Origin of the sequence: Mycobacterium sp. 141, from assembly GCF_000382405.1 — a bacterium.
Classification (GTDB): Bacteria; Actinomycetota; Actinomycetes; order Mycobacteriales; family Mycobacteriaceae; genus Mycobacterium.
The window spans coordinates 249,005-269,535 of record NZ_KB908257.1; the positions used below are offsets into that span (position 1 = coordinate 249,005).

At 66.3% G+C, this 20,531-nt stretch carries 20 protein-coding genes and 1 pseudogene; 15 read left to right on the top strand and 6 right to left on the bottom strand.

Annotation, left to right across the window (positions count from 1 at the left end; translation table 11 throughout):
- Positions 1–5 precede the first annotated feature (5 nt).
- A complete protein-coding gene (locus H276_RS0106405) occupies positions 6–890 on the top strand; it encodes a phosphoribosylaminoimidazolesuccinocarboxamide synthase (protein ID WP_019970478.1) in 885 nt (294 codons plus the stop codon).
- A complete protein-coding gene (locus H276_RS0106410; RefSeq protein WP_019970479.1) occupies positions 887–3,049 on the top strand; it encodes a S9 family peptidase in 2,163 nt (720 codons plus the stop codon). Before H276_RS0106405 ends, H276_RS0106410 begins: the two co-directional genes overlap by 4 nt.
- Here the strand turns inward: H276_RS0106410 and H276_RS0106415 are convergent.
- Positions 2,975–3,424, bottom strand: coding sequence for a DoxX family protein (locus H276_RS0106415; RefSeq protein WP_019970480.1), 450 nt, complete (start codon positions 3,422–3,424; stop codon positions 2,975–2,977). The two genes, H276_RS0106410 and H276_RS0106415, sit on opposite strands and share 75 nt — an antisense overlap.
- 81 nt (positions 3,425–3,505) lie before the next feature.
- Between H276_RS0106415 and H276_RS0106420 the strand changes: the two genes are divergently transcribed.
- A complete protein-coding gene (locus H276_RS0106420; protein ID WP_019970481.1) occupies positions 3,506–4,051 on the top strand; it encodes a TetR/AcrR family transcriptional regulator in 546 nt (181 codons plus the stop codon).
- Between the two features lie 67 nt (positions 4,052–4,118).
- Positions 4,119–4,823: a DUF2334 domain-containing protein gene (locus H276_RS0106425; protein WP_019970482.1), complete on the top strand. Its 705-nt coding sequence runs from the start codon at positions 4,119–4,121 to the stop codon at positions 4,821–4,823.
- A gap of 8 nt (positions 4,824–4,831) precedes the next feature.
- Here H276_RS0106425 and H276_RS0106430 read toward each other — a convergent pair whose 3' ends face one another.
- On the bottom strand, positions 4,832–5,470 hold the full coding sequence (locus H276_RS0106430) for an MBL fold metallo-hydrolase (protein WP_026356653.1): 639 nt from the start codon (positions 5,468–5,470) through the stop codon (positions 4,832–4,834).
- Between the two features lie 31 nt (positions 5,471–5,501).
- Between H276_RS0106430 and H276_RS0106435 the strand changes: the two genes are divergently transcribed.
- From H276_RS0106435 to purQ, 3 genes are read left to right on the top strand one after another with little or no spacing between them, the layout of a single operon-like run.
- Positions 5,502–6,164 carry a hypothetical protein gene (locus H276_RS0106435; protein WP_019970484.1) on the top strand — a complete coding sequence of 221 codons (663 nt, stop codon included), beginning with the start codon at positions 5,502–5,504 and terminating at the stop codon, positions 6,162–6,164.
- A gap of 10 nt (positions 6,165–6,174) precedes the next feature.
- On the top strand, positions 6,175–6,414 hold the full coding sequence (gene purS / locus H276_RS0106440; RefSeq protein WP_019970485.1) for a phosphoribosylformylglycinamidine synthase subunit PurS: 240 nt from the start codon (positions 6,175–6,177) through the stop codon (positions 6,412–6,414).
- Entirely contained in the window at positions 6,411–7,100 is a 690-nt protein-coding gene (gene purQ, locus H276_RS0106445; RefSeq protein WP_019970486.1) for a phosphoribosylformylglycinamidine synthase subunit PurQ, read from the top strand. Before purS ends, purQ begins: the two co-directional genes overlap by 4 nt.
- 149 nt (positions 7,101–7,249) lie before the next feature.
- On the opposite strand, the gene H276_RS0106450 is transcribed toward purQ, so the two are convergent.
- Positions 7,250–8,047: a family 1 encapsulin nanocompartment shell protein gene (locus H276_RS0106450; protein WP_019970487.1), complete on the bottom strand. Its 798-nt coding sequence runs from the start codon at positions 8,045–8,047 to the stop codon at positions 7,250–7,252.
- On the bottom strand, positions 8,044–9,030 hold the full coding sequence (locus tag H276_RS0106455; RefSeq protein ID WP_231376622.1) for a Dyp-type peroxidase: 987 nt from the start codon (positions 9,028–9,030) through the stop codon (positions 8,044–8,046). The genes H276_RS0106450 and H276_RS0106455 overlap by 4 nt, the downstream gene beginning before the upstream one ends.
- Positions 9,031–9,136: 106 nt before the next feature.
- Here H276_RS0106455 and H276_RS0106460 point away from each other — a divergent pair, with 106 nt between their 5' ends.
- From H276_RS0106460 to H276_RS22660, 5 genes are read left to right on the top strand one after another with little or no spacing between them, the layout of a single operon-like run.
- Positions 9,137–10,396, top strand: a complete 1,260-nt coding sequence (locus H276_RS0106460) for a M18 family aminopeptidase (protein WP_026356655.1) — start codon at positions 9,137–9,139, stop codon at positions 10,394–10,396.
- Between the two features lie 57 nt (positions 10,397–10,453).
- Positions 10,454–11,662 (top strand): cation:proton antiporter, encoded by a 1,209-nt coding sequence (locus H276_RS0106465; RefSeq protein WP_019970490.1) that lies wholly within the window; start codon positions 10,454–10,456, stop codon positions 11,660–11,662.
- Entirely contained in the window at positions 11,659–14,007 is a 2,349-nt protein-coding gene (purL, locus tag H276_RS22655) for a phosphoribosylformylglycinamidine synthase subunit PurL (RefSeq protein ID WP_019970491.1), read from the top strand. The genes H276_RS0106465 and purL overlap by 4 nt, the downstream gene beginning before the upstream one ends.
- Positions 14,004–15,728, top strand: a complete 1,725-nt coding sequence (locus H276_RS0106475) for an alpha/beta-hydrolase family protein (RefSeq protein WP_019970492.1) — start codon at positions 14,004–14,006, stop codon at positions 15,726–15,728. The genes purL and H276_RS0106475 overlap by 4 nt, the downstream gene beginning before the upstream one ends.
- Positions 15,728–16,033: a hypothetical protein gene (locus H276_RS22660; protein ID WP_019970493.1), complete on the top strand. Its 306-nt coding sequence runs from the start codon at positions 15,728–15,730 to the stop codon at positions 16,031–16,033. Before H276_RS0106475 ends, H276_RS22660 begins: the two co-directional genes overlap by 1 nt.
- Here H276_RS22660 and H276_RS23895 read toward each other — a convergent pair.
- Positions 15,964–16,212: pseudogene (locus H276_RS23895) on the bottom strand (MlaD family protein); the annotation flags it as partial. The gene H276_RS22660 and the pseudogene H276_RS23895 sit on opposite strands and share 70 nt — an antisense overlap.
- 16 nt (positions 16,213–16,228) lie before the next feature.
- Between H276_RS23895 and H276_RS0106485 the strand changes: the two are divergent.
- From H276_RS0106485 to purM, 3 genes are all read left to right on the top strand, one after another.
- Positions 16,229–16,609: a sterol carrier family protein gene (locus H276_RS0106485; protein ID WP_019970494.1), complete on the top strand. Its 381-nt coding sequence runs from the start codon at positions 16,229–16,231 to the stop codon at positions 16,607–16,609.
- Positions 16,610–17,358: 749 nt separating this feature from the next.
- Positions 17,359–18,996 carry an amidophosphoribosyltransferase gene (gene purF, locus H276_RS0106490; RefSeq protein ID WP_019970495.1) on the top strand — a complete coding sequence of 546 codons (1,638 nt, stop codon included), beginning with the start codon at positions 17,359–17,361 and terminating at the stop codon, positions 18,994–18,996.
- 71 nt (positions 18,997–19,067) lie between these two features.
- Positions 19,068–20,159 carry a phosphoribosylformylglycinamidine cyclo-ligase gene (gene purM / locus H276_RS0106495; RefSeq protein WP_019970496.1) on the top strand — a complete coding sequence of 364 codons (1,092 nt, stop codon included), beginning with the start codon at positions 19,068–19,070 and terminating at the stop codon, positions 20,157–20,159.
- 78 nt (positions 20,160–20,237) lie between these two features.
- On the opposite strand, the gene H276_RS23900 is transcribed toward purM, so the two are convergent.
- Positions 20,238–20,411: a DUF3073 domain-containing protein gene (locus H276_RS23900; protein WP_019970497.1), complete on the bottom strand. Its 174-nt coding sequence runs from the start codon at positions 20,409–20,411 to the stop codon at positions 20,238–20,240.
- Between the last annotated feature and the right edge of the window lie 120 nt (positions 20,412–20,531).

Below are 20,531 nucleotides of genomic sequence, written 5' to 3' on the forward strand. Positions count from 1 at the left end.
ACCCGATGCGTCCCGCTCTGTCCGAGTACCAGCACCTGGCCAGCGGCAAGGTCCGCGAGTTGTACCGAGTCGACGAAAACCACCTGCTGTTCGTGGCGTCCGATCGGATCTCGGCCTATGACCACATCCTCGACTCGCAGATCCCCGACAAGGGCCGAATCCTCACCGCGATGAGTGTGTTCTTCTTCGACCACGTCGAGGCACCCAACCACCTCGCGGGCCCGCCGGATGATCCCCGCATCCCCGAGGAGGTGCTGGGCCGCGCTCTGGTGGTGCGGCAGCTGAAGATGTTGCCGGTCGAGTGCGTGGCACGCGGTTACCTGACCGGATCGGGCTTGATCGACTATCAGAAGACGGGCTCGGTGTGCGGTATCCCGCTGCCGCCCGGACTGGGCGAGGCCAGCAAGTGCGAAGAGCCGTTGTTCACGCCGGCCACCAAGGCCGAGTTGGGTGAGCACGACGAGAACATCTCGTTCGCCCAGGTGATCGATCTGGTGGGCCCGGTGCTGGCCAACCAGCTGAAGGCGCGCACGCTGCAGACCTACCTGCAGGGCGCCGATCGTGCGCTGACCAAAGGCATCATCATCGCCGACACGAAGTTCGAGTTCGGCGTCGACGAGAACGGCGATGTGGTGCTGGCCGATGAGGTCTTCACTCCGGACTCGTCGCGGTACTGGCGCGCGGACTCGTACCGCCAGGGCGTGGTCCAGGAGAGCTTCGACAAGCAATTCGTGCGGGATTGGCTGACCAGGGAATCGGGTTGGGACCGCCACGGTGGGACCCCACCGCCACCGCTGCCCGATGAGATCGTGGCGGCGACCAGGGACCGCTACATCGAGGCGTACGAACGGATTTCGGGCCTGCGCTTTGCCGATTGGATCAGCGCATGAATCAGCCCGTGACTCCACCCGTTGCCAAGCGTGCCAACCATCGGCGCGAGTACCACGGCAATGTGTTCATCGACCCGTACGAATGGCTGCGCGACAAGGACGATCCCGAGGTGATCGCCCATCTCGAAGCCGAGAACGCGTTCACCACATATGCGACAGAGCATCTGGAACCCTTGCAGCAGAAGATCTTCGACGAGATCAAGGCCCGCACCAAGGAGACCGACCTGTCGGTCCCGATCCGCCGCGACAACTGGTGGTACTACGCCCGCTCCTTCGAGGGCAAGCAATACGGCGTGCATTGCCGCTGTCCGGTCACGGACCCTGACGACTGGACCCCGCCCGAGTTCGACGAGCACACCGACATACCCGGTGAGCAGGTGCTGCTCGACGAGAACGTCGAAGCCGACGGTCACGACTACTTCGCGCTCGGCGCAGCCTCGGTGAGCCTGGACGGCGACGTGCTGGCGTACTCGGTCGACGTGAAGGGCGACGAGCGGTATACCCTGCGGTTCAGGAATCTGCGGAGCGGTGAGGAGTACGACGACACCATCGTCGGCATCGGTTCCGGCGCTACCTGGGCGGCCGACAACAAGACCGTCTACTACACCACCGTCGACGATGCCTGGCGGCCCGATACGGTGTGGCGCCACCGCCTCGGCGCCGGGCTGCCGGCCGAGAAGGTCTATCACGAACCCGACGAACGGTTCTGGGTCGGCGTGGGACGCAGCCGCAGCAACAAGTACCTGTTCATCGCGACAGGCAGCGCGGTCACCACGGAAGTTCGCTATGCGGATGCCAACGATCCGTTCGCGCCGTTCATCCCCGTGTGGGAGCGACGGGATCTGGTCGAATACTCCGTCGAGCACGCCATCATCGGGGGCGAGGACCGGTTCCTCGTCCTGCACAACGACGGTGCCGAGAACTTCACGCTCGTCGAGGCACCGGTCAACGACCCCAACGACTTTCATACCCTCATCCATCACCGCGACGACGTGCGACTCGATGCCGTCGATGCGTTCGACGGGTTCCTGGTGGTCAGCTACCGCAGCGACGCGTTACCCAAGATCCAGCTGTGGCCGGTGAACGCCAACGGCGGGTACGGCAGGGCTGAGGAGCTGACCTTCGACTCCGAACTGACCGCCGCGGGCCTGGGCGGCAACCCCAACTGGTCGACGCCCAAACTACGGATCGCTGCAACGTCTTTCGTCACCCCGGCCAGGGTCTACGACCTGGATCTCGCGACCGGTCACCGTACGCTGCTCCGTGAGCAGCCGGTGCTCGGCGGCTATCGGCCGGAAGACTATGTGGAGCGCCGTGATTGGGCGACAGCACCCGACGGTGCGCGGGTACCGATCTCGATCATCCATCGGGCCGGCCTGCAATTCCCTGCCCCCACACTGTTGTACGGCTACGGCGCTTACGAATCCTGCGAAGACCCGCGGTTTTCGATTGCGCGGCTGTCCCTGCTGGACCGCGGCATGGTGTTCGCCATCGCGCACGTGCGCGGCGGCGGTGAGCTCGGGCGGCCCTGGTACGAGCACGGGAAGCTGTTGGAGAAGAAGAACACTTTCACCGATTTTATCGCGGTGGCACAGCATCTCGTCGATTCCGGCCTGACCCGGCCGCAGAATCTGGTCGCGCTCGGGGGTAGCGCCGGCGGCTTGCTGATGGGTGCGGTCGCCAACATGGCGCCGGAGTTGTTCGCCGGGATCCTGGCTCAAGTGCCATTCGTCGACGCGCTCACCACCATTCTCGACCCGTCGCTGCCGCTGACCGTCACCGAGTGGGACGAGTGGGGAAATCCGTTGGAGGACCCCGAGGTCTACGCCTACATGAAGTCCTACACCCCGTACGAGAACGTCACGGCCCGCGACTACCCGGCGATCCTGGCGATGACCTCGCTCAACGACACCCGGGTGTACTACGTCGAACCGGCGAAATGGGTTGCGGCGCTGCGTCATGTCCAGGACGATTCGGCGAGCGACGCGCACAAGGTGCTGTTGAAGACGGAGATGGTCGCCGGCCACGGCGGGATCAGCGGCCGCTACGAACGGTGGAAGGAGACGGCCTTCCAGTACGCCTGGCTACTGGCCGCCGCAGACCGCGACAACTATGGCGGCGGCCAGGTAGACAGCCTCTTCGCCGGTCCGAAGGCCTAACCGCGAGGTCATCGACTTCGGCGGGTTCGGCATCCGGGCCGCGTAGACGTTGGCCGGGAACATGGCCAGCATCAACAGGAACAGGCAGACTGCTGCGGCCACGCGAGTCGGCGGATACAACAGGCCGACGGCACCCGCCAACTCCAGTATGCCGGTGATGGTCACCAGCAGTGCCGGTGCGGGGAGTCGCGGCGGGACGATGGCGATCATGTCGGCGCGTAGCGGACCCGCGAAGTGGGCGACACCCGTCATCGTGAACATCGCTGCGAGGCCGACAGCGACCGCCTTCGGCCAGGTGTCGACGTAATCGATACCCAACCAGCCGAGGATCCGTGCCGTCAGGCTGCCCAGGATCAATGTCAGGAGCACGACCATTGCACACCCCAATCTTGTCACTGTCTAGTTTGACGATACCGCCTATCTGGTCGGTGTCAAGATTGCGGCTATGATCGCGACATGAGCTATCACCACGGTGATCTGAGGGCCGTGATCCTGTCTGAGGCCGCGACGCTGGTTGCGGAGCGCGGGCCCGACGGGGTCTCGCTGCGCGAGTTGGCCCGCGCCGCCGGGGTTTCGCACGCCGCGCCGGCCCATCACTTCACCGACCGGCGCGGGCTGTTCACCGCCCTCGCGACCGAGGGCTTCCGGTTGCTTGCCGCCGCGTTGACCGACGCTCGACCGCAGTTCGTCGATGCCGCCAAGGCCTACGTGCGGTTCGCGCTGGAGCATCCCGGCCACTACGCGGTGATGTTCGACAAGTCGCTCTTCGACGAGAGCAACGGCGAACTTGCGGCGGCGGCCGCGGCGGCGCGGGCCGAACTCGACCGCGGCGTCGCAACCCTCGCTGACCCCAAAGCGCATGCCGACCCCGGTGCGGCGGCGCTGGCCGCGTGGTCGCTGGTACACGGCTTTTCGCTGCTGTGGCTCAATGATGCGATCGACACTGCCGTCGACCCGATCGCCACCGTGGAGCGATTGGGCCTGATCCTGTTCGACGGATAGCCGAATCGACATTTTGCGTCAGATTGCCGGCAACCGTTGCGTCATATGACGTTGTCACACTGGCTAGGTGACCGGACAACTCTTCGTCTCGATCTCACAGATCAGTGATCGCACGCTGGCGGACGTGGAATCGTTCTGCGCCGAGCTCGACAGCCGCGGCGTGCCCGCTTCGCTTCTGGTCGCCCCGCGGCTCAAGGGCGGATACCGGCTGGACCGGGACGCCCCTACCGTGCAGTGGCTGGCAGCCCGCCGCGCAGCCGGTGACGCGGTGGTCTTGCACGGGTACGACGAGGCTGCCACCAAGAAGCGTCGCGGTGAGTTCGCCAGTCTGCCCGCGCATGAGGCCAATCTGCGGATCATGGGCGCCGACCGGGTGCTCGAACACCTCGGCTTGCGTACCAGGCTGTTTGCCGCGCCGAGCTGGACGGTGTCGCAGGGCACTGTGATTGCCTTGCCACGCAACGGCTTTCGGCTGCTGATCGGACTTAGCGGGGTTACCGACCTGGTCCGCCAGACGACGTTGCGGGCCCGGGTGCTCGGAATCGGCGAGGGTTTTCTCACCGAGCCGTGGTGGTGCCGGACGCTGGTCCTGGCTGCTGAGCGCACCGCGCGTCGCGCCGGCGTGGTGCGCGTTGCGGTGGCTGCGCGTCATCTGCGCAGGCCCGGTCCGCGTCAGGCCATGCTCGACGCCATCGACCTGGCTTTGCTGCACAACAGCGTGCCCGCGGTGTATCGGTGGAAGGCTGATCCGATCCTCGCCGACGCTGCTTAGCAGCCCCGTCAGAACTCGGTGCCGGTCTCCTCGGTGAGTACCTGGAAATCGGTGGAGGTCATCTCGCTGAGCCGCCCGTAGTAGATGCCGCGCGCGTTGCGCTCGATGATGCCCTGGTGGATCGGGACCGCCCGGGCCGGAGCCACCGCGCGCAGATACTCGACCGCCTCGGATATCTTCATCCACGGCGCAGCGGCCGGGGTGGCCAGCACGTCGACCGGTTCGCCGGGCGCGAACAGCGCGTCACCCGGGTGCATGAGCCGCGCGGCGTGCTCGTCGTCGCCCAGTAGGTACGAAATGTTGTCGACCACCGGGATTTCCGGGTGGATCACCGCGTGCCTGCCGCCAACCCCGCGGACGGTGATGTTGCCGACCTGGAATCGGTCGCCGACCTGCACGGCCTGCCACGGTTCGCCCAGCTGGGCGGCGGTCTGCGGGTCGGCGTAGAGCGAGGCCTGCGGATTGGCCTCGACGAGCGCGGGCAGCCGGGCCGGATCGGCATGATCGGGGTGTTGGTGGGTGATCAGGATCGCCGACAGTCCGGTGATGCCCTCGAATCCGTGCGAGAAATTGCCTGGGTCGAACAGCACCGTGGTGTCCGACATGCTGGCCAGCAGGCAGGAATGTCCGAAATGCGTCAATTGCATACCTATATTGTTGCCTTCGGTGGCTGCAATCATGCGGATGATCGGAGCGATGCTGCTCGCGGTCTTCGGGCTGGCCGCGACGCCGGGACCCGCCTCGTCACAGCCCGCCGATTGCCCACCGATGTGCGACCAGATCCCCGCCTCCGCATGGATCGCCGCCGCGGACATTCCGCTGTATCGCAACTATCACTGGCGCGAACCATCGGTGCTGGCGGTGGCGACGGTGAGCCCACGATTCCGGTTCGAGGAAGACTGCGCGACGCCGCCGCTGCCCGGCGATGCGCGTGGGTACGCCGTCAGTGCCCGCGCCCTCATCCCACAGCCCGCGGACCAGTGGCAGGTGCAGGCGCAGGTGGTGCACTGGCGCGGAGAGACCTGGCGCGGCGCCGACATCGCGCTGGGGGTCATCCGGCTGGCGGCCGGCGCGCTGCGGGCCTGCCAGCTGACCGCCCCGCAGAGCTCTCCGTCGATCACCACCGATGTGCCCGGTCAACTCGCGGCGGTGCTCAGCATCGACGGCAACCGGGTGCTCCATCAGTATTTGCTGGCCGATATCCGCAACAGCACTGTGGTGGAGCTCGCCATGTGGTCAACGACCCCGCCGCAGGTTCCGTGGCCCACGATTCCCGATAGCCAGGTCTTCGATGCGATGACCAGGCCACTGTGCGACGCCTACATCGGGTCGTGCCGGTAGAGTGTGCGCCGTGGCAAAGGTGGTTGTGCATGTGATGCCGAAAGCGGAGATCCTGGACCCCCAGGGGCAGGCCATTGTCGGGGCCCTCGGTCGCCTCGGGCATGCGGGTATCTCAGATGTTCGGCAGGGTAAGCGTTTTGAGCTCGAGGTCGACGATTCCGTGGCCGACGAGACATTGGCCGAGATCGCCGAATCCCTGTTGGCCAACACCGTGATCGAAGATTTCGCGGTGAGCCGGGAGGATTCGTGACCGCGAGCGCAGCGGCGGGAAGAATCGGCGTCATCACCTTCCCCGGCACCCTCGATGACATCGATGCCGCCCGCGCGGTGCGGCTGGCCGGGGCCGAAGCCGTCAGCCTCTGGCACGCCGACGCGGACCTGCGCGGCGTCGACGCCGTCGTGGTGCCCGGTGGCTTCTCCTACGGTGACTACCTGCGCTGCGGCGCGATCGCCAAGTTCGCTCCGGTGATGGGTTCGGTGATCTCCGCGGCGGAGAAGGGGATGCCGGTCTTGGGCATCTGCAACGGTTTTCAGGTGCTGTGCGAGGCGGGCTTGCTGCCCGGCGCGTTGACCCGCAACGCCGGCTTGCACTTCGTCTGCCGCGATGTGTGGCTGGAGGTGGCATCCACCTCGACGGCGTGGACGACGCGCTACGAGCCGGGCGCCGATCTGCTGGTCCCGCTGAAATCGGGGGAAGGACGCTATGTGGCCTCCGAGGCGGTGCTCGACGAACTGGAGGGCGACGACCGCGTGGTCTTCCGCTACCGGGAGAACCTCAATGGCTCTATGCGCAACATTGCCGGCGTCTGCTCGGCCAACCGTCGTGTCGTCGGCCTCATGCCGCACCCCGAACACGCCACCGAAGCGCTGACCGGCCCATCCGATGACGGCCTAGGCCTGTTCTACTCCGCGCTGGACGCGGTTCTCACTGCCTGACGGCTGTTGCCGCGGTACGGCTCGCGTAGACACCACCCTCGATCAGCGCGAGCGTGCGCAAAATGCCGACCGCGAGCGGCGTGTCGCGGAGCAGACACGCGCGCTCGCGGTGCAAAAGGGTTGCAGAGGGGTGCAACGGAACGGGACGGTCAGGCCGTGAGGGCCACCGATGCTTCGGCGGTGTAGCACAGGAACGTCAGGGTTTCCTGCATGTACAGCTGGACGCTTTGCGCGTCGTGTGACAGGTAGCCGATGGCCACGTCGGTGCCCAGGTGCAAGTCGAAATCTCCACCGCGGGTGGACAACACGAACGCACCGTCGATCGCGGGCGCCCAGATGATGTCGCCGTCGACCAAGCGGCTGAGGTGTTCGCGGATGGGATAGCCATGTGCCGTCGTCTCACTGACCTTGGTGTAGGTCGCTGCCGACAACAGCACCGAGTAGGGGCCGTCGACGCCGGCCAGTCGCAGCTCTGAAAGTGCTTGGGCGATCACGTCGGGAATCTCGCGGGCATCGTCGGGCAGGGCCAGCGCAGGGTTGGAGCTGGCGCTGCGGATGCCTTGGATGGATGCGCCGCCGTAGCCCTCGAAGATGGCCCGGTCCTCCACGAATGCCAGCTTCTTGGCGGCATCCTTGACCGGATCCCAGTCGGAATCCTGGGCACCGCGTTCGACATCGTCGATTGCGGTGCGTGACACCGTGAACGGCACGCGCAACCGCACCAGCGGTTGGCTGGCTCGCAGATCGGCTTGCACACCGTCGGCAGGTGCATCCACGTCCAGCAGATGACCCGTGCTCAGGGACGCCTCCACCGGGCCGGTCGGCCCGGTCACATCGACCACCCGACGTCCGGCGATGTGGCGTTTGAACGTGCGGGTCGCCTCGGTTTCGATCTCGGCCCAAGCGGACTCGGTGATCGGAGCCAGCTCGCGGTACAGGTTGTTCATTGCAGTGTTCCTTTCAGGCTGCCGATCGCAAGTGAGGGGTCTCTTCTACTCGCCACCGGCTCCACGACCGAAACGGGTGGCGACTCTTCTTCCCGGTCCGCCGCAGTCGGGAGTGGCGGTGGGTCATCCAAGAAGTCGATGGTGGGGCTGAAGAACAAGCCGCCCGTGGCGGCCGTGGAGAAATCGAGGATCCGGTCGGTGTTGCCCGGTGGGTCGCCGATGAACATGTTCTGCAGCATTCGCTCGGTGACGCTGGGAGTGCGGGAGTAGCCGATGTAGTACGTGCCGAATTCACCCTTGCCGATCTCGCCGAACGGCATGTTGTGCCGGATGATCTTCAGCTCATTGCCCGCGGCGTCTTCGATGACGTTGAGGGCGAGGTGCGAATTCGGTGGCTTCACCGCATCGGACATTTCGATGTCGTCGAGTTTCGTGCGTCCGATCACCCGCTCCTGTTCCTCGACGGACAACGAATTCCACGATGCCATGTCGTGCAGATACTTCTGCACGTGTACGTAACAGCCGCCGGCGAAATCAGGGTCCTCATCGCCGATTTGGCTCGCGTTGGTGGCCACCGGCCCGTTCGGATTCTCGGTGCCGTCGACGAATCCGAGCAGATCCCTGTTGTCGAAGAACTTGAATCCGTGCACCTCGTCGACGATGGTGATGGCGCCGGCCATCGCATCGACAAGTCTGGTCGCGAGTTCGAAGCACACGTCCATGGACTCGGCCCGCAGGTGGAATAGCAGATCTCCGGCAGTAGCCGGGGCGTGATGGCGCGGACCGTCGAGGGCGACGAAGCGATGTAGTTCGGCCGGGCGCGGGCCGGAGAACAGCCGGTCCCAGACGTCGGAACCGATCGACACGACCGCCGACAGATGTTTGGTGGGGTCGCGGAACCCGATTGCCCGTACCAGGCCCGAGATATCGGTCAGGGCGTCATGAACGGCAGCCTCCTGACCTTCCTTGACAGTCGAGACCATGAACACGGCAGCAGGTGTCAGCGGGGCCAGAACCGGCTGCGGCTGTGGTGCGGGCACACCAGGACCCTAGCGCGGCCCGCCCGGAAATCCAGGCCAAGATGGAGATATGGCAGCTAGCCCCCTTGGTCTGTGTGAGTTCATCGACGCGTCGCCGTCCCCGTTTCACGTGTGTGCCCATGCCGCACAACGACTGATCCATGCGGGTTTCACCGAATTGGCCGAAACCGATGCGTGGCCGGCGGGCGGCCGGTTCTTCACGGTGCGAGCTGGTTCGCTGGTGGCGTGGCGTTCCGGGGACGTCGGGACCGCCGCGCCGTTTCGCATCGTCGGTGGCCACACCGACAGCCCTAATCTGCGCGTCAAGCAGCATCCAGACCTGTTGGTCGCCGGCTGGCAGATGGTGGCGCTGCAGCCCTACGGCGGCGCGTGGCTGAACTCCTGGCTGGACCGTGATCTCGGCATCAGCGGTCGCCTGGCCGTGCGTATCGGCAACCGGATCGAACACCGCCTGATCCGTGTCGACGACCCGATTCTGCGGGTGCCGCAGCTGGCGATTCACCTCTCCGACGACCGCAAGGGCGTCAGCCCGGACCCGCAGCGGCACGTCAACGCGGTGTGGGCCGTGGGGGAGCGGCCGCGGTCCTTCATCGGCTTCGTGGCCGAGCGGGCCGGGGTCGCAGAGCCTGACGTGCTGGGTTTCGACCTGATGACACACGACACGACGCCGTCGGCTGTCACCGGCGTCGACGACGAGTTCGTCAGTGCGCCACGGCTGGACAACCAGGTGACCTGCTATGCAGGCCTGGAGGCCTTCCTCGCCGCGGCCGGCGCCGATCACATACCGGTGCTGGCATTGTTCGATCACGAAGAGGTGGGGTCCACCTCGGACCATGGGGCTCAGTCCGAGTTACTGCCGACCGTGTTGGAACGCATCACGTTGGCCGCTGGGGGCAGCCGCGAGGACTACCTGCGCCGAGTGGCCGGGTCGATGGTCGCGTCGGGAGACATGGCGCACGCCACCCATCCGAACTATCCCGAGCGCCACGAGCCGTCCCACCACATCGCGGTGAATGCCGGTCCGGTGCTCAAGGTGCAGCCGAATCTGCGCTACGCCACCGACGGCCGCACCGCGGCGGCCTTCGCACTGGCCTGCGAGCAGGCGGGTGTCCCGCTGCAACGTTACGAGCACCGCGCCGATCTACCGTGCGGGTCGACGATCGGGCCGATGACCTCGGCCCGCACCGGCATCCCCACTGTCGACGTCGGAGCGGCCCAGCTGGCCATGCATTCCGCCCGGGAGTTCATGGGCGCGCATGACGTCGCTGCCTACTCGGCGGCATTGCAGGCGTTTCTGTCACCGGGCTGACCCAAGGTCGGCCGTGACACGCTCCGAGGCATCGGTGTTCCTGGCAGGATTCCGGCCATGCTGTTGTCGCTTGTCGCGGTCTCGGTGGTGTTGGCCGGCTGGTCGCTCTTCTCGCGTGGCTTCGAGCGTTTGCGGCTGACCGCACCGATGGTGCTGGTACTGGCCGGGATTGCGGTCGGCCTCACCACCCGGGATACGGTGGCGTCGACCCTGAATGCCGTCGCCGCCCAGCACATCGCCGAAATAATCCTTGCGGTACTGCTTTTCGTCGATGCCACTGATGTCCGCGGCGGCTATCTCGGCGCAGACCCACGTTCGGCGCTGCGGCTGCTGTTCATCGCCATGCCGCTGGGCCTGGCCGCCTCTGTGCTACTGGGACTGTGGCTGCTGCCGGGACTACCGTGGGCCGTGCTGCTGATCATCGCGTGCGTGGTGGTACCGATCGATTTCGCGCCGACATCGTCGCTGCTGCGTGACGACCGCATCCCCGAGCGCGTGCGGGGACTGCTCAATGTCGAGGCCGGCTACAACGATGGCATCGTGTCGCCGCTGTTCATCTTCGCGCTGGTGCTCGCCTCGGACCGCACTGAAGCCGAGAACCCCCTCGATGCTTTGGCCAGGGCCGTCCCCGAGGCAGGCAAGGCGCTTCTCGTCGGCGCCGTCGTCGGCGCCGTGCTGGCCGTGGCGGCCAACACCGCTGAACGCCGTGGCCTGATGACGGGCCAGGCCAAACGCCTGATCCTGGTGACCGCCCCGCTGCTGTCGTTCGGTGCCAGCCTCGGTATCGGCGGCAACGGCTTCGTCTCGGCCTTCGTCTGCGGCATAGCGTTCAACTACTTCCGGGCCTCACCGACCTTCACCACCGAACTTGAACTCGTCGACGACGTGGGATTCCTGTTGGCGTCGGGAATGTGGTTCGTGTTCGGCCTTACCGCCGTGTTGGCACTTGGCTATGGCGTGCCGTGGGGGATGGTCCTGTTCTGTCTGCTCGTGCTGACGCTGGTGCGTATCGGCACGGTGCTGCTGGCGATGCTCGGCTCACCCGTCAACTGGCCCGAACGGCTACTGCTCGGTTGGCTGGGACCCCGCGGTACCACCTCGATCGTGTTCGGACTGCTGGCCTTCAACGCCCTGGACGGGGTGGCCGAGAACACCGTGGTGCAGGTGCTGGTCATCGCGGTGTTGGGCAGCGTGATCATCCACGGAGCCGGTGCACCGGCGGCTGCGCGCGCCTACCAGCGATCACAAACTAAGCTGAGCGCGTGACGTCTGAGCTCACCCACGACATTGACTCGGTGCAGCGGGCCGCCGCCACCCCCGATCACCCCCAGCCCTACCGCGAACTCGGCCTCAAGGACGACGAGTACCAGCGGATCCGGGACATCCTGGGCCGGCGTCCCACCGATGCCGAACTCGCGATGTATTCGGTGATGTGGAGTGAGCACTGCTCTTACAAGTCCTCCAAGGTCCATCTGCGGTACTTCGGTGAGACCACCACCGACGAGATGCGTGCCGGCATGCTGGCCGGCATCGGCGAGAACGCCGGTGTGGTCGACGTCGGCGACGGGTGGGCCGTCACGTTCAAGGTCGAATCCCACAACCACCCGTCTTACGTCGAGCCCTACCAGGGCGCGGCGACGGGTGTCGGCGGCATCGTGCGCGACATCATGGCGATGGGTGCCCGCCCGGTCGCGGTGATGGACCAGTTGCGCTTCGGCGCGGCCGACGCGCCCGACACCCGCCGCGTGCTCGACGGTGTGGTGCGCGGTGTCGGTGGCTACGGCAACTCGCTCGGCCTGCCGAACATCGGCGGCGAGACCGTCTTCGACGCGTCCTATGCGGGCAACCCATTGGTCAACGCACTGTGCGTGGGCGTGCTGCGCAAAGAGGACCTGCACCTGGCGTTCGCGTCGGGCACGGGCAACAAGATCATCCTGTTCGGTGCCCGCACCGGTCTCGACGGTATCGGCGGTGTGTCGGTGCTGGCGTCCGAGACCTTCGGCGGCGACGAGGAGAACGACTCCGCCGGACACGAAGCCGGAGGCGGAGCTGGACCGTCGAAATCGCGCAAGAAGCTGCCCGCGGTGCAGGTCGGTGACCCGTTCACCGAGAAGGTGCTCATCGAGTGCTGTCTTGAGCTCTACGCGGCTGACCTGGTGGTCGGTATCCAGGATCTCGGCGGCGCCGGATTGTCCTGTGCCACATCCGAACTGGCCTCCGCCGGGGACGGCGGTATGCACGTGGAGCTGGAACGGGTACCGCAGCGCGCGGCCAACATGACCCCGGCGGAGATCCTGTCCAGCGAATCGCAGGAACGGATGTGCGCGGTGGTCACCCCGGAGAACGTCGAGGCGTTCCTGGCGGTGTGCCGCAAGTGGGATGTGCTGGCCACCGTCATCGGCGAGGTCACCGACGGCGACCGGCTGCAAATCACCTGGAACGGCGAGACTGTCGTCGACGTACCGCCGCGCACCGTGGCCCACGAGGGCCCGATATACCAGCGTCCGGTGGCCCGCCCCGACACCCAGGACGCACTGATCGCCGACACCTCGGCGAAGCTGCCCCGCCCTAAGACGGGCGACGAGTTGCGGGAGACCCTGCTCGCCATGGTCGGCAGCCCGCACCTGTGCAGCCGCGCGTTTGTCACCGAGCAGTACGACCGCTACGTGCGCGGCAACACCGTGCTGGCCGAGCATGCCGACGGCGGCGTGCTGCGCATCGACGAGACAACCGGCCGCGGCATCGCGTTGTCCACCGACGCGTCGGGCCGCTACACCCAGCTCGACCCCTACACCGGTGCGCAGCTGGCCTTGGCCGAGGCCTACCGCAATGTCGCCGTCACCGGCGCCACGCCGGTCGCGGTGACCAACTGTCTCAACTTCGGGTCTCCCGAGGACCCGGGCGTGATGTGGCAGTTCAGCCAGGCGGTGCGCGGCCTCGCCGATGGCTGTGCGGCTCTGGGTATTCCGGTGACCGGTGGCAATGTCAGCTTCTACAACCAGACCGGGACCACCGCGATCCTGCCGACCCCGGTGGTCGGTGTGCTCGGTGTATTGGAAGATGTGCACCGACGTATCCCTACGCGTCTGGGCGCCGAGCCCGGCGAAACACTGCTCCTGCTGGGCGATACCCACGATGAGTTCGACGGGTCGATCTGGGCACAGGTCACGGGCGACCACCTCGGTGGGGTTCCCCCGAAGGTCGACCTGGAGCGCGAAAAGCTGCTGGCCGACGTGCTCGTCGCCGCCTCGCGCGACGGGCTGATCTCCGCAGCCCACGACTTGTCCGAAGGCGGCCTGATCCAGGCCGTTGTCGAAGCGGCTCTGGCAGGTGAAACCGGTTGCCGCGTAATCCTTCCCGAAGGCTTTCAGGAAGGCAGCGCTCCGTTCGTCTTCTTGTTCTCCGAGTCGGCGGGCCGGGTGTTGGTGGCCGTACCACGCACCGAGGAGAGCAGGTTCCGGTCGATGTGCGAGGCGCGGGGCCTGCCGGTGACCCGGATCGGCGTAACAGACCAGGACAGCGACTCGGTCGAAGTGCAGGGCCAGTTCAGCGTCACCTTGTCCGAGCTGCGGAGCACGTCGGAGGGCGTGCTGCCCGGGTTGTTCGGGTGATTGAGCGGACCACAAACCGACACCCATTACTGGTCTGGGCCTGGGGGCTGGTCCGGCTCGATTTCGCAGGCGCAGCCGTTGGCGCCCTGTTCTTCTGCCTCTCGCTCACACCGTCGTTGCTGCCCAGGGACTGGCTGTTCGCCGGACTGATCGGTGGGATCAACGCCGCGATCGGCTATGGCATCGGCGTTGTGCTCGGAAAAATCTTGTACCGCTTCGTATTACGACGTCGAACCTGGTGGCCTCCGGCCAAGCGGGTGCTGTATGGCCTCAAGGCCGTCGTCGTCAGCGGGGCCATCGCAGCATGCATACTGATGGTGGGACCCGCTGCGGTCTGGCAACGACAGGTGTCGGCCGTCATGGGTATCGAAGGACCGGATACCGCAGGCTATCTGCGCACCCTGATCATCGCTGCCGCAGTCGCCGCCGCGTTGATTTCCACCGCGCGGGTGTTGCGGGACGCGGTGCGGCTGGTGGCCCGCGTGTTGGTCCGGCGTTGGCATCTGCACCGTGAAGTCGCTCAATTCATCGGCACCGCCATCGTGGTGGTGCTGGTCGTCATGCTGGTCAATGGCGTGCTCTACCGCGGGTTTCTGGCCGGGGCGGGTCGCGTTTTCCAGCCGCAGAACGCCACCACCCGCGAGGGCGTCAGCCAACCCTCCGAACGTGAACGATCAGGCAGCCCAGACTCTTTCGCGCCGTGGGATACGCTGGGATTTCAGGGTCGCAACTTCGTTGCCACCGGCCCGCATGTCGACGAATTGACCAAGCTCAACGGAAAACCCGCCAAGGAGCCCATCCGCGTCTACGCCGGACTGCACACCGCCGACACCGACCAGCAGCGAATTGCCGTGGTGCTCAGTGAACTTGAGCGCACCCACGCCTTCGACCGCAAGGTGCTGGTGATCGTTCCTACGACGGGTACCGGCTGGGTCAATCCGGTCGCCGTACGGGCGCTGGAGATGATGTACAACGGCGACACCGCGACGGTCGGTATGCAGTATTCGTATCTGCCGAGCTGGATTTCGTTCATCGCGGACCGGCAGAAATCAGTGGACTCCGGACGAGCGATGATCGATGCCATTCACGCACGCTGGGCGGAACTGCCTCCGGACCACCGGCCCGAACTGGTGCTTTACGGCGAAAGCCTGGGATCGCTGGCCGGCCAAGGTGCGTTCTCCTGGCTGCCCGACATCGCCAGGATGGGGTTCTCCGCGGTGCTGTGGGTGGGGCCGCCCGATGCGAGCACGCTCTGGCACGGCCTGCTGGTGCGCCGTGACCCAGGCACCCCCGCGGTCAGACCGCGCTACGACAACGGCCGGACGGTCCGGTTCTCCGAAGCCGTCGACCCCGGCGACATCGCGGCTGACACCGCCGGCCCCTGGGAGGGGACGCGGGTGCTGTTCCTGCAGCATCCGTCCGATCCGATCGTCTGGTGGTCGACGGATCTGCTGTTCTCCCGGCCGGATTGGTTGGTCGAGCCGCCGGGACGGGACCGCACCGCGTCGATGCGGTGGTACCCGATCATCACGTTCTGGCAGGTCACCGCGGATATGACCAACGCCTCGGGTGTGCCCGCCGGACATGGGCACAACTATGGCGAATCGATGTTGGACGGTTGGGCCGCGGTCGCGCCGCCTACCGGCTGGACGCCGCACGACACCGACCGTATCCGGATCGCGCTGCAGAAGACCAGCGCCGAGGACGGCCCCGAAAACTGATGCGCGCCAACCAGATACATGCTCTGCTGTCAGCTGGTGGGCTGATAGCGTGGAGCGGTCTGGTGGACCCGCGGCTACCGGCCCGCTGGCAGTCCGCGCTGCGGGCGCTTCTTGGAACCGGTCTCCTCGCAGTCACCCGCCACCCAACCGGCCTGCGCCCGACCGCGGTGTGGCGGGGTCTGCGCTGGGGTGCTGTCGCGGCTGCCCTGGTCACGGTGGGCACGGCGGCGACTGCCGCTGAGCGTGCTCCGGCGCCGTTGACGGTGCCGACGCGCGCGACCCGGCCGATCGGTACTCCGTTGTAGGTGACCTTGGACCCGGGGTCCAGCACCAGACCGACGCGCGAGGACAACAGAGTCAGCTGTGTTTTCGGCTCGAAAGTGCCCCGGAACTGCAGCACGATCAACGTCAGAACAAGTGCCACGACCGCCAGGAGTGCGGTGCCGACCGCCCGGTAGGGCGGATTGTGGCGACCGGCAAACACTTTGAGACACTAAGGTATGGCAGCCCGCGATAGTGCCGATCCGGTGAAGACCCGGGCCGCCGTATCCGCAGTGGCCGACTGGTTGCGGAACGCTGACGCACCTGCACCCGCGCGTGGCCAACTGGCCGACGCGGTGCGGCTCACCGCGCGCACGCTGGCCGGACTCGCACCAGGCGCCAGCGTCGAGGTGCGGATCCCACCGTTCGTCGCGGTGCAGTGCATCCAGGGCCCGCGGCACACCCGGGGCACACCGCCGAATGTCGTCGAAACCGATCCGCGCACCTGGTTGCTGCTGGCCACCGGACTGCGATCGCTCGAGGACGTCGCCGGGGCCGTGCAGTTGTCGGGTTCGCGGGCCACCGAGGTCGCGCGGTGGCTTCCACTGGTCGCGCTGTGACGCTCAACGAGAATACGGATCTTCTGCACTCGGTGAAAACTCTTGTTACACAGGGTGAATCACCCAGGTTGACCTGATCGAGAGTCATCAGACGTTGTCGGACAAACAGATTCGTCAGCGGGGCGCAGCTGCGGCGCGAGTAGCACCACCAGGCTCATCGCCACCAGGCGTCCGGACCGGATCTTGACGGGGACCTCGAGGTCATGCGTGACAGGAACACCTGAGCCAGGCCGATCAGCGCGCCCAGGGTGCGCGGTGCACGGCAAGAACGACAGCAAGCCGGCGGGCACCTCCACGGTGCCCGCCCGCCGGAGGTGCGGTACCGCCTGGACCTCGAAGACGTGGCTGCCGACCCGGCTCAGCGCCGGATTCGGGCAGAACCATCTGCCACATCACAGCCGAAGTACAGGAAGCAGAACCGGAATGCGATCTTCGTCACCTCCGGCCGTGGTTGCGGCCAAGGCTCTGCGACGGCATCGGCGGGACCGGCACCGGGCTTCTCGGAGAATTTCGGAGATATTGATGCGTCACGAAATCCGTCTATGCCGTTGGCATGTGGTTCGTCGATAAGGCGATCTCGGCAGATCAGGGACGGTCAGCCGGGCCTTTGAGGACGGGCCGGAAATGCAATCGTCGGGTGCGTTGTTGCACATTACCGGTATCACAGCGGCCATTCGATTCCGTTTCGGGCCCGCCTGGACCGTAGACTCGGTTATCTCACCAACCGCCGCCCTGGGAGCAGCCCTATCGTGACTGGTCAGGAACTCGACGAAAACGAACCGCGCGAGGAGTGTGGCGTATTCGGGGTGTGGGCCCCTGGCGAGGACGTCGCCAAGCTCAGCTACTACGGCCTGTATGCACTGCAGCACCGTGGCCAGGAAGCCGCGGGCATCGCGGTTTCCGATGGTTCGCAGATCCTGGTGTTCAAGGACCTCGGCCTGGTCAGCCAGGTGTTCGACGAGCAGACCCTGGCCGCGATGCCGGGCCACGTCGCCGTCGGCCACTGCCGCTATTCGACGACCGGTTCCACCACGTGGGAGAACGCCCAACCCGTCTTCCGTAACACCGCGGCCGGCACCGGGGTAGCCCTCGGGCACAACGGCAACCTGGTGAACACCGCCGAACTCGCCCGACGGGCGCGCGAAGCGGGCCTCATCTACACCAGGGGTGGCCCCGCGGCCACGACGGATTCAGACATCCTGGGTGCGTTGCTAGCCCATGGCGCTGCCGACGCCACCCTGGAGCAGGCCGCGCTCGAGCTGCTGCCGACGGTGCGCGGCGCCTTCTGTCTGACCTTCATGGACGAGAACACCCTCTACGCTGCCCGCGACCCGCACGGGGTCCGGCCGTTGTCGCTGGGCCGACTCGACCGCGGCTGGGTGGTCGCGTCCGAGACGGCGGCCCTCGACATCGTCGGTGCGTCGTTCGTCCGTGATATCGAGCCAGGCGAATTGCTGGCCATCGACGCCGACGGAGTTCGTTCCACCCGCTTCGCCAACCCGGAGCCCAAAGGCTGCGTCTTCGAATATGTCTATCTCGCCCGCCCGGACAGCACACTGGTCGGCCGCTCGGTGCACGCGACCCGCGTCGACATCGGTCGTCGGTTGGCCCGTGAGCACCCCATCGACGCCGACTTGGTGATCGGTGTACCGGAATCGGGCACCCCTGCAGCGGTGGGGTACGCCCAGGAGTCGGGCGTCCCGTACGGCCAGGGATTGATGAAGAACGCCTATGTGGGCCGCACCTTCATCCAGCCTTCGCAGACCATCCGGCAGCTGGGTATCCGACTCAAGCTCAACCCGCTCAGAGAGGTGATCAGGGGCAAGCGGCTCATCGTCGTCGACGATTCGATCGTCCGCGGCAACACGCAGCGCGCCCTGATCCGCATGCTTCGGGAAGCCGGGGCTGTCGAGGTGCACGTTCGGATCGCGTCACCGCCGGTCAAGTGGCCGTGCTTTTACGGCATCGACTTCGCCACCCCGGCGGAGTTGATTGCCAACGCCGCACCCCAGGAGCACGAGGGCGAGATGCTCGAGGCTGTTCGGCACGCCATCGGTGCCGACACCCTGGGCTACGTCTCCCTGCAGGGCATGATCGCCGCCACCGAGCAGCCGGCTACCCGGTTGTGTTCGGCCTGTTTCGACGGCAACTACCCGATTGAACTTCCTGGTGAGAGCGCGCTCGGTAAAAACGTGATCGAGCACATGCTGGCCACTACGCACGCGAGCGAAAAAGCCACCGCGCACGCGAGGAGCGAAAAAGCCACCGCGTACGCGAGGAGCGAAGAAGCCACCGCGCACGCGAGGAGCGAAAAAGTTACCGCGGTACGTACCGGTATCTCGCTGCAGGCGGACAACGACAACGCCTCGCCGTTGCGTAGGCCCTGAGGCGGCCGGCGCGGCCTTGACGATGCCGCCGCTGTACGCGCCCGGCCTCTGGGACGGTAGCCTTGTTTGCGATGACTAAAGGCGCCGCACAGCACGGCATCGCCGAGCAAAAGGGCATTTCGTACGCGTCGGCCGGGGTGGACATCGAAGCCGGTGACCGCGCCGTCGAGCTCTTCAAACCACTCGCCGCCAAGGCGACTCGTCCCGAGGTGCGGGGCGGTCTGGGCGGGTTCGCCGGGCTGTTCGCACTGCGCGGCGGCTACCGCGAGCCGGTACTCGCCTCTTCGACCGACGGTGTCGGCACGAAGCTGGCAGTGGCCCAAGCCATGGACAAGCACGACACCGTCGGACTGGACCTGGTCGCGATGGTGGTCGACGACCTCGTGGTGTGCGGGGCCGAGCCGCTGTTCCTGCAGGACTACATCGCCGTCGGGCGTACCGTCCCGGAACGCGTCAGCGCCATCGTTTCCGGTATCGCCGACGGATGTGTACTGGCCGGTTGTGCGCTGCTCGGCGGCGAGACGGCCGAGCATCCCGGACTGATGGAGCCCGGGCACTACGACATCTCCGCGACAGGCGTCGGCATCGTCGAGGCTGACGACGTGCTGGGACCCGATCGAGTCAAGCCGGGCGATGTGATCATCGCCATGGCTTCCAGTGGCTTGCACTCCAACGGCTACTCGCTGGCCCGCAAGGTGCTCCTGGAAATCGACCGGATGAACCTGGCGGGCCATGTCGAGGAGTTCGGTCGAACCCTCGGCGAGGAATTACTGGAACCGACGCGCATCTACGCCAAGGACTGCCTTGCGCTTGCGGCCGACACCCAGGTCCGCACGTTCTGCCACGTCACCGGTGGCGGCCTGGCCGGCAACCTGGAACGGGTCATTCCGCACGGGCTGACCGCGACGTTGGACCGCGGCACGTGGACGCCTGCACCGGTGTTCCAGATGATCGCCCAGCGGGGCCGCATCGAGCGGACCGAGATGGAGAAGACGTTCAACATGGGTGTCGGCATGGTGGCCGTCGTCGCGCCGGAGGACACCGACCGTGCGCTGGCCATCCTGACTGCGCGACACCTCAACTGCTGGACACTGGGCACCGTCGAGAAGGGCGGAAAGGACAGTTTGCGCGCCCAACTCGTCGGTCAGCACCCACGCTTCTAACCCTGCGCCGACTTTCTACGCGGATAGAAGAGACCGGCCCTGCGACCAAGCTGCCGCGGGGCCGGGATGCTGGTCAGCTCAGCGCCGCCAGTCGTCCTCGCTCGACCAGTCGTCGGCGTCATCGTTTACATCCTCGGTATCGGGACCACCCGACAGCTCACGTTGGAGCTGGGAGAAATCGGTCTGCGGTGAGCTGTATTTGAGCTCACGTGCAACCTTGGTCTGCTTTGCCTTAGCCCGGCCGCGGCCCATGGGGGGACCCCCTCGCGCAATAACGGAGCGGCCCATTTGCTAGGCGGCTCCGATCTGTGTGTCTTTATTGTCCTGCCAACACTTTACCGTGCCCGGCGGCAAAGTGCTGGCAGGCCCTGC

Bases quoted from the DNA above. Each gene is read 5' to 3' on its own strand.
- H276_RS0106405 (WP_019970478.1), top strand. From the start codon at position 6: ATGCGTCCCGCTCTGTCCGAGTACCAGCACCTGGCCAGCGGCAAGGTC.
- H276_RS0106410 (WP_019970479.1), top strand. From the start codon at position 887: ATGAATCAGCCCGTGACTCCACCCGTTGCCAAGCGTGCCAACCATCGG.
- H276_RS0106415 (WP_019970480.1), bottom strand. From the start codon at position 3,424: ATGGTCGTGCTCCTGACATTGATCCTGGGCAGCCTGACGGCACGGATC.
- H276_RS0106420 (WP_019970481.1), top strand. From the start codon at position 3,506: ATGAGCTATCACCACGGTGATCTGAGGGCCGTGATCCTGTCTGAGGCC.
- H276_RS0106430 (WP_026356653.1), bottom strand. From the start codon at position 5,470: ATGCAATTGACGCATTTCGGACATTCCTGCCTGCTGGCCAGCATGTCG.
- H276_RS0106435 (WP_019970484.1), top strand. From the start codon at position 5,502: ATGCGGATGATCGGAGCGATGCTGCTCGCGGTCTTCGGGCTGGCCGCG.
- H276_RS0106450 (WP_019970487.1), bottom strand. From the start codon at position 8,047: ATGAACAACCTGTACCGCGAGCTGGCTCCGATCACCGAGTCCGCTTGG.
- H276_RS0106455 (WP_231376622.1), bottom strand. From the start codon at position 9,030: ATGGTCTCGACTGTCAAGGAAGGTCAGGAGGCTGCCGTTCATGACGCC.
- H276_RS0106460 (WP_026356655.1), top strand. From the start codon at position 9,137: ATGGCAGCTAGCCCCCTTGGTCTGTGTGAGTTCATCGACGCGTCGCCG.
- H276_RS0106465 (WP_019970490.1), top strand. From the start codon at position 10,454: ATGCTGTTGTCGCTTGTCGCGGTCTCGGTGGTGTTGGCCGGCTGGTCG.
- H276_RS22660 (WP_019970493.1), top strand. From the start codon at position 15,728: ATGCGCGCCAACCAGATACATGCTCTGCTGTCAGCTGGTGGGCTGATA.
- H276_RS0106485 (WP_019970494.1), top strand. From the start codon at position 16,229: ATGGCAGCCCGCGATAGTGCCGATCCGGTGAAGACCCGGGCCGCCGTA.
- purM (WP_019970496.1), top strand. From the start codon at position 19,068: ATGACTAAAGGCGCCGCACAGCACGGCATCGCCGAGCAAAAGGGCATT.
- H276_RS23900 (WP_019970497.1), bottom strand. From the start codon at position 20,411: ATGGGCCGCGGCCGGGCTAAGGCAAAGCAGACCAAGGTTGCACGTGAG.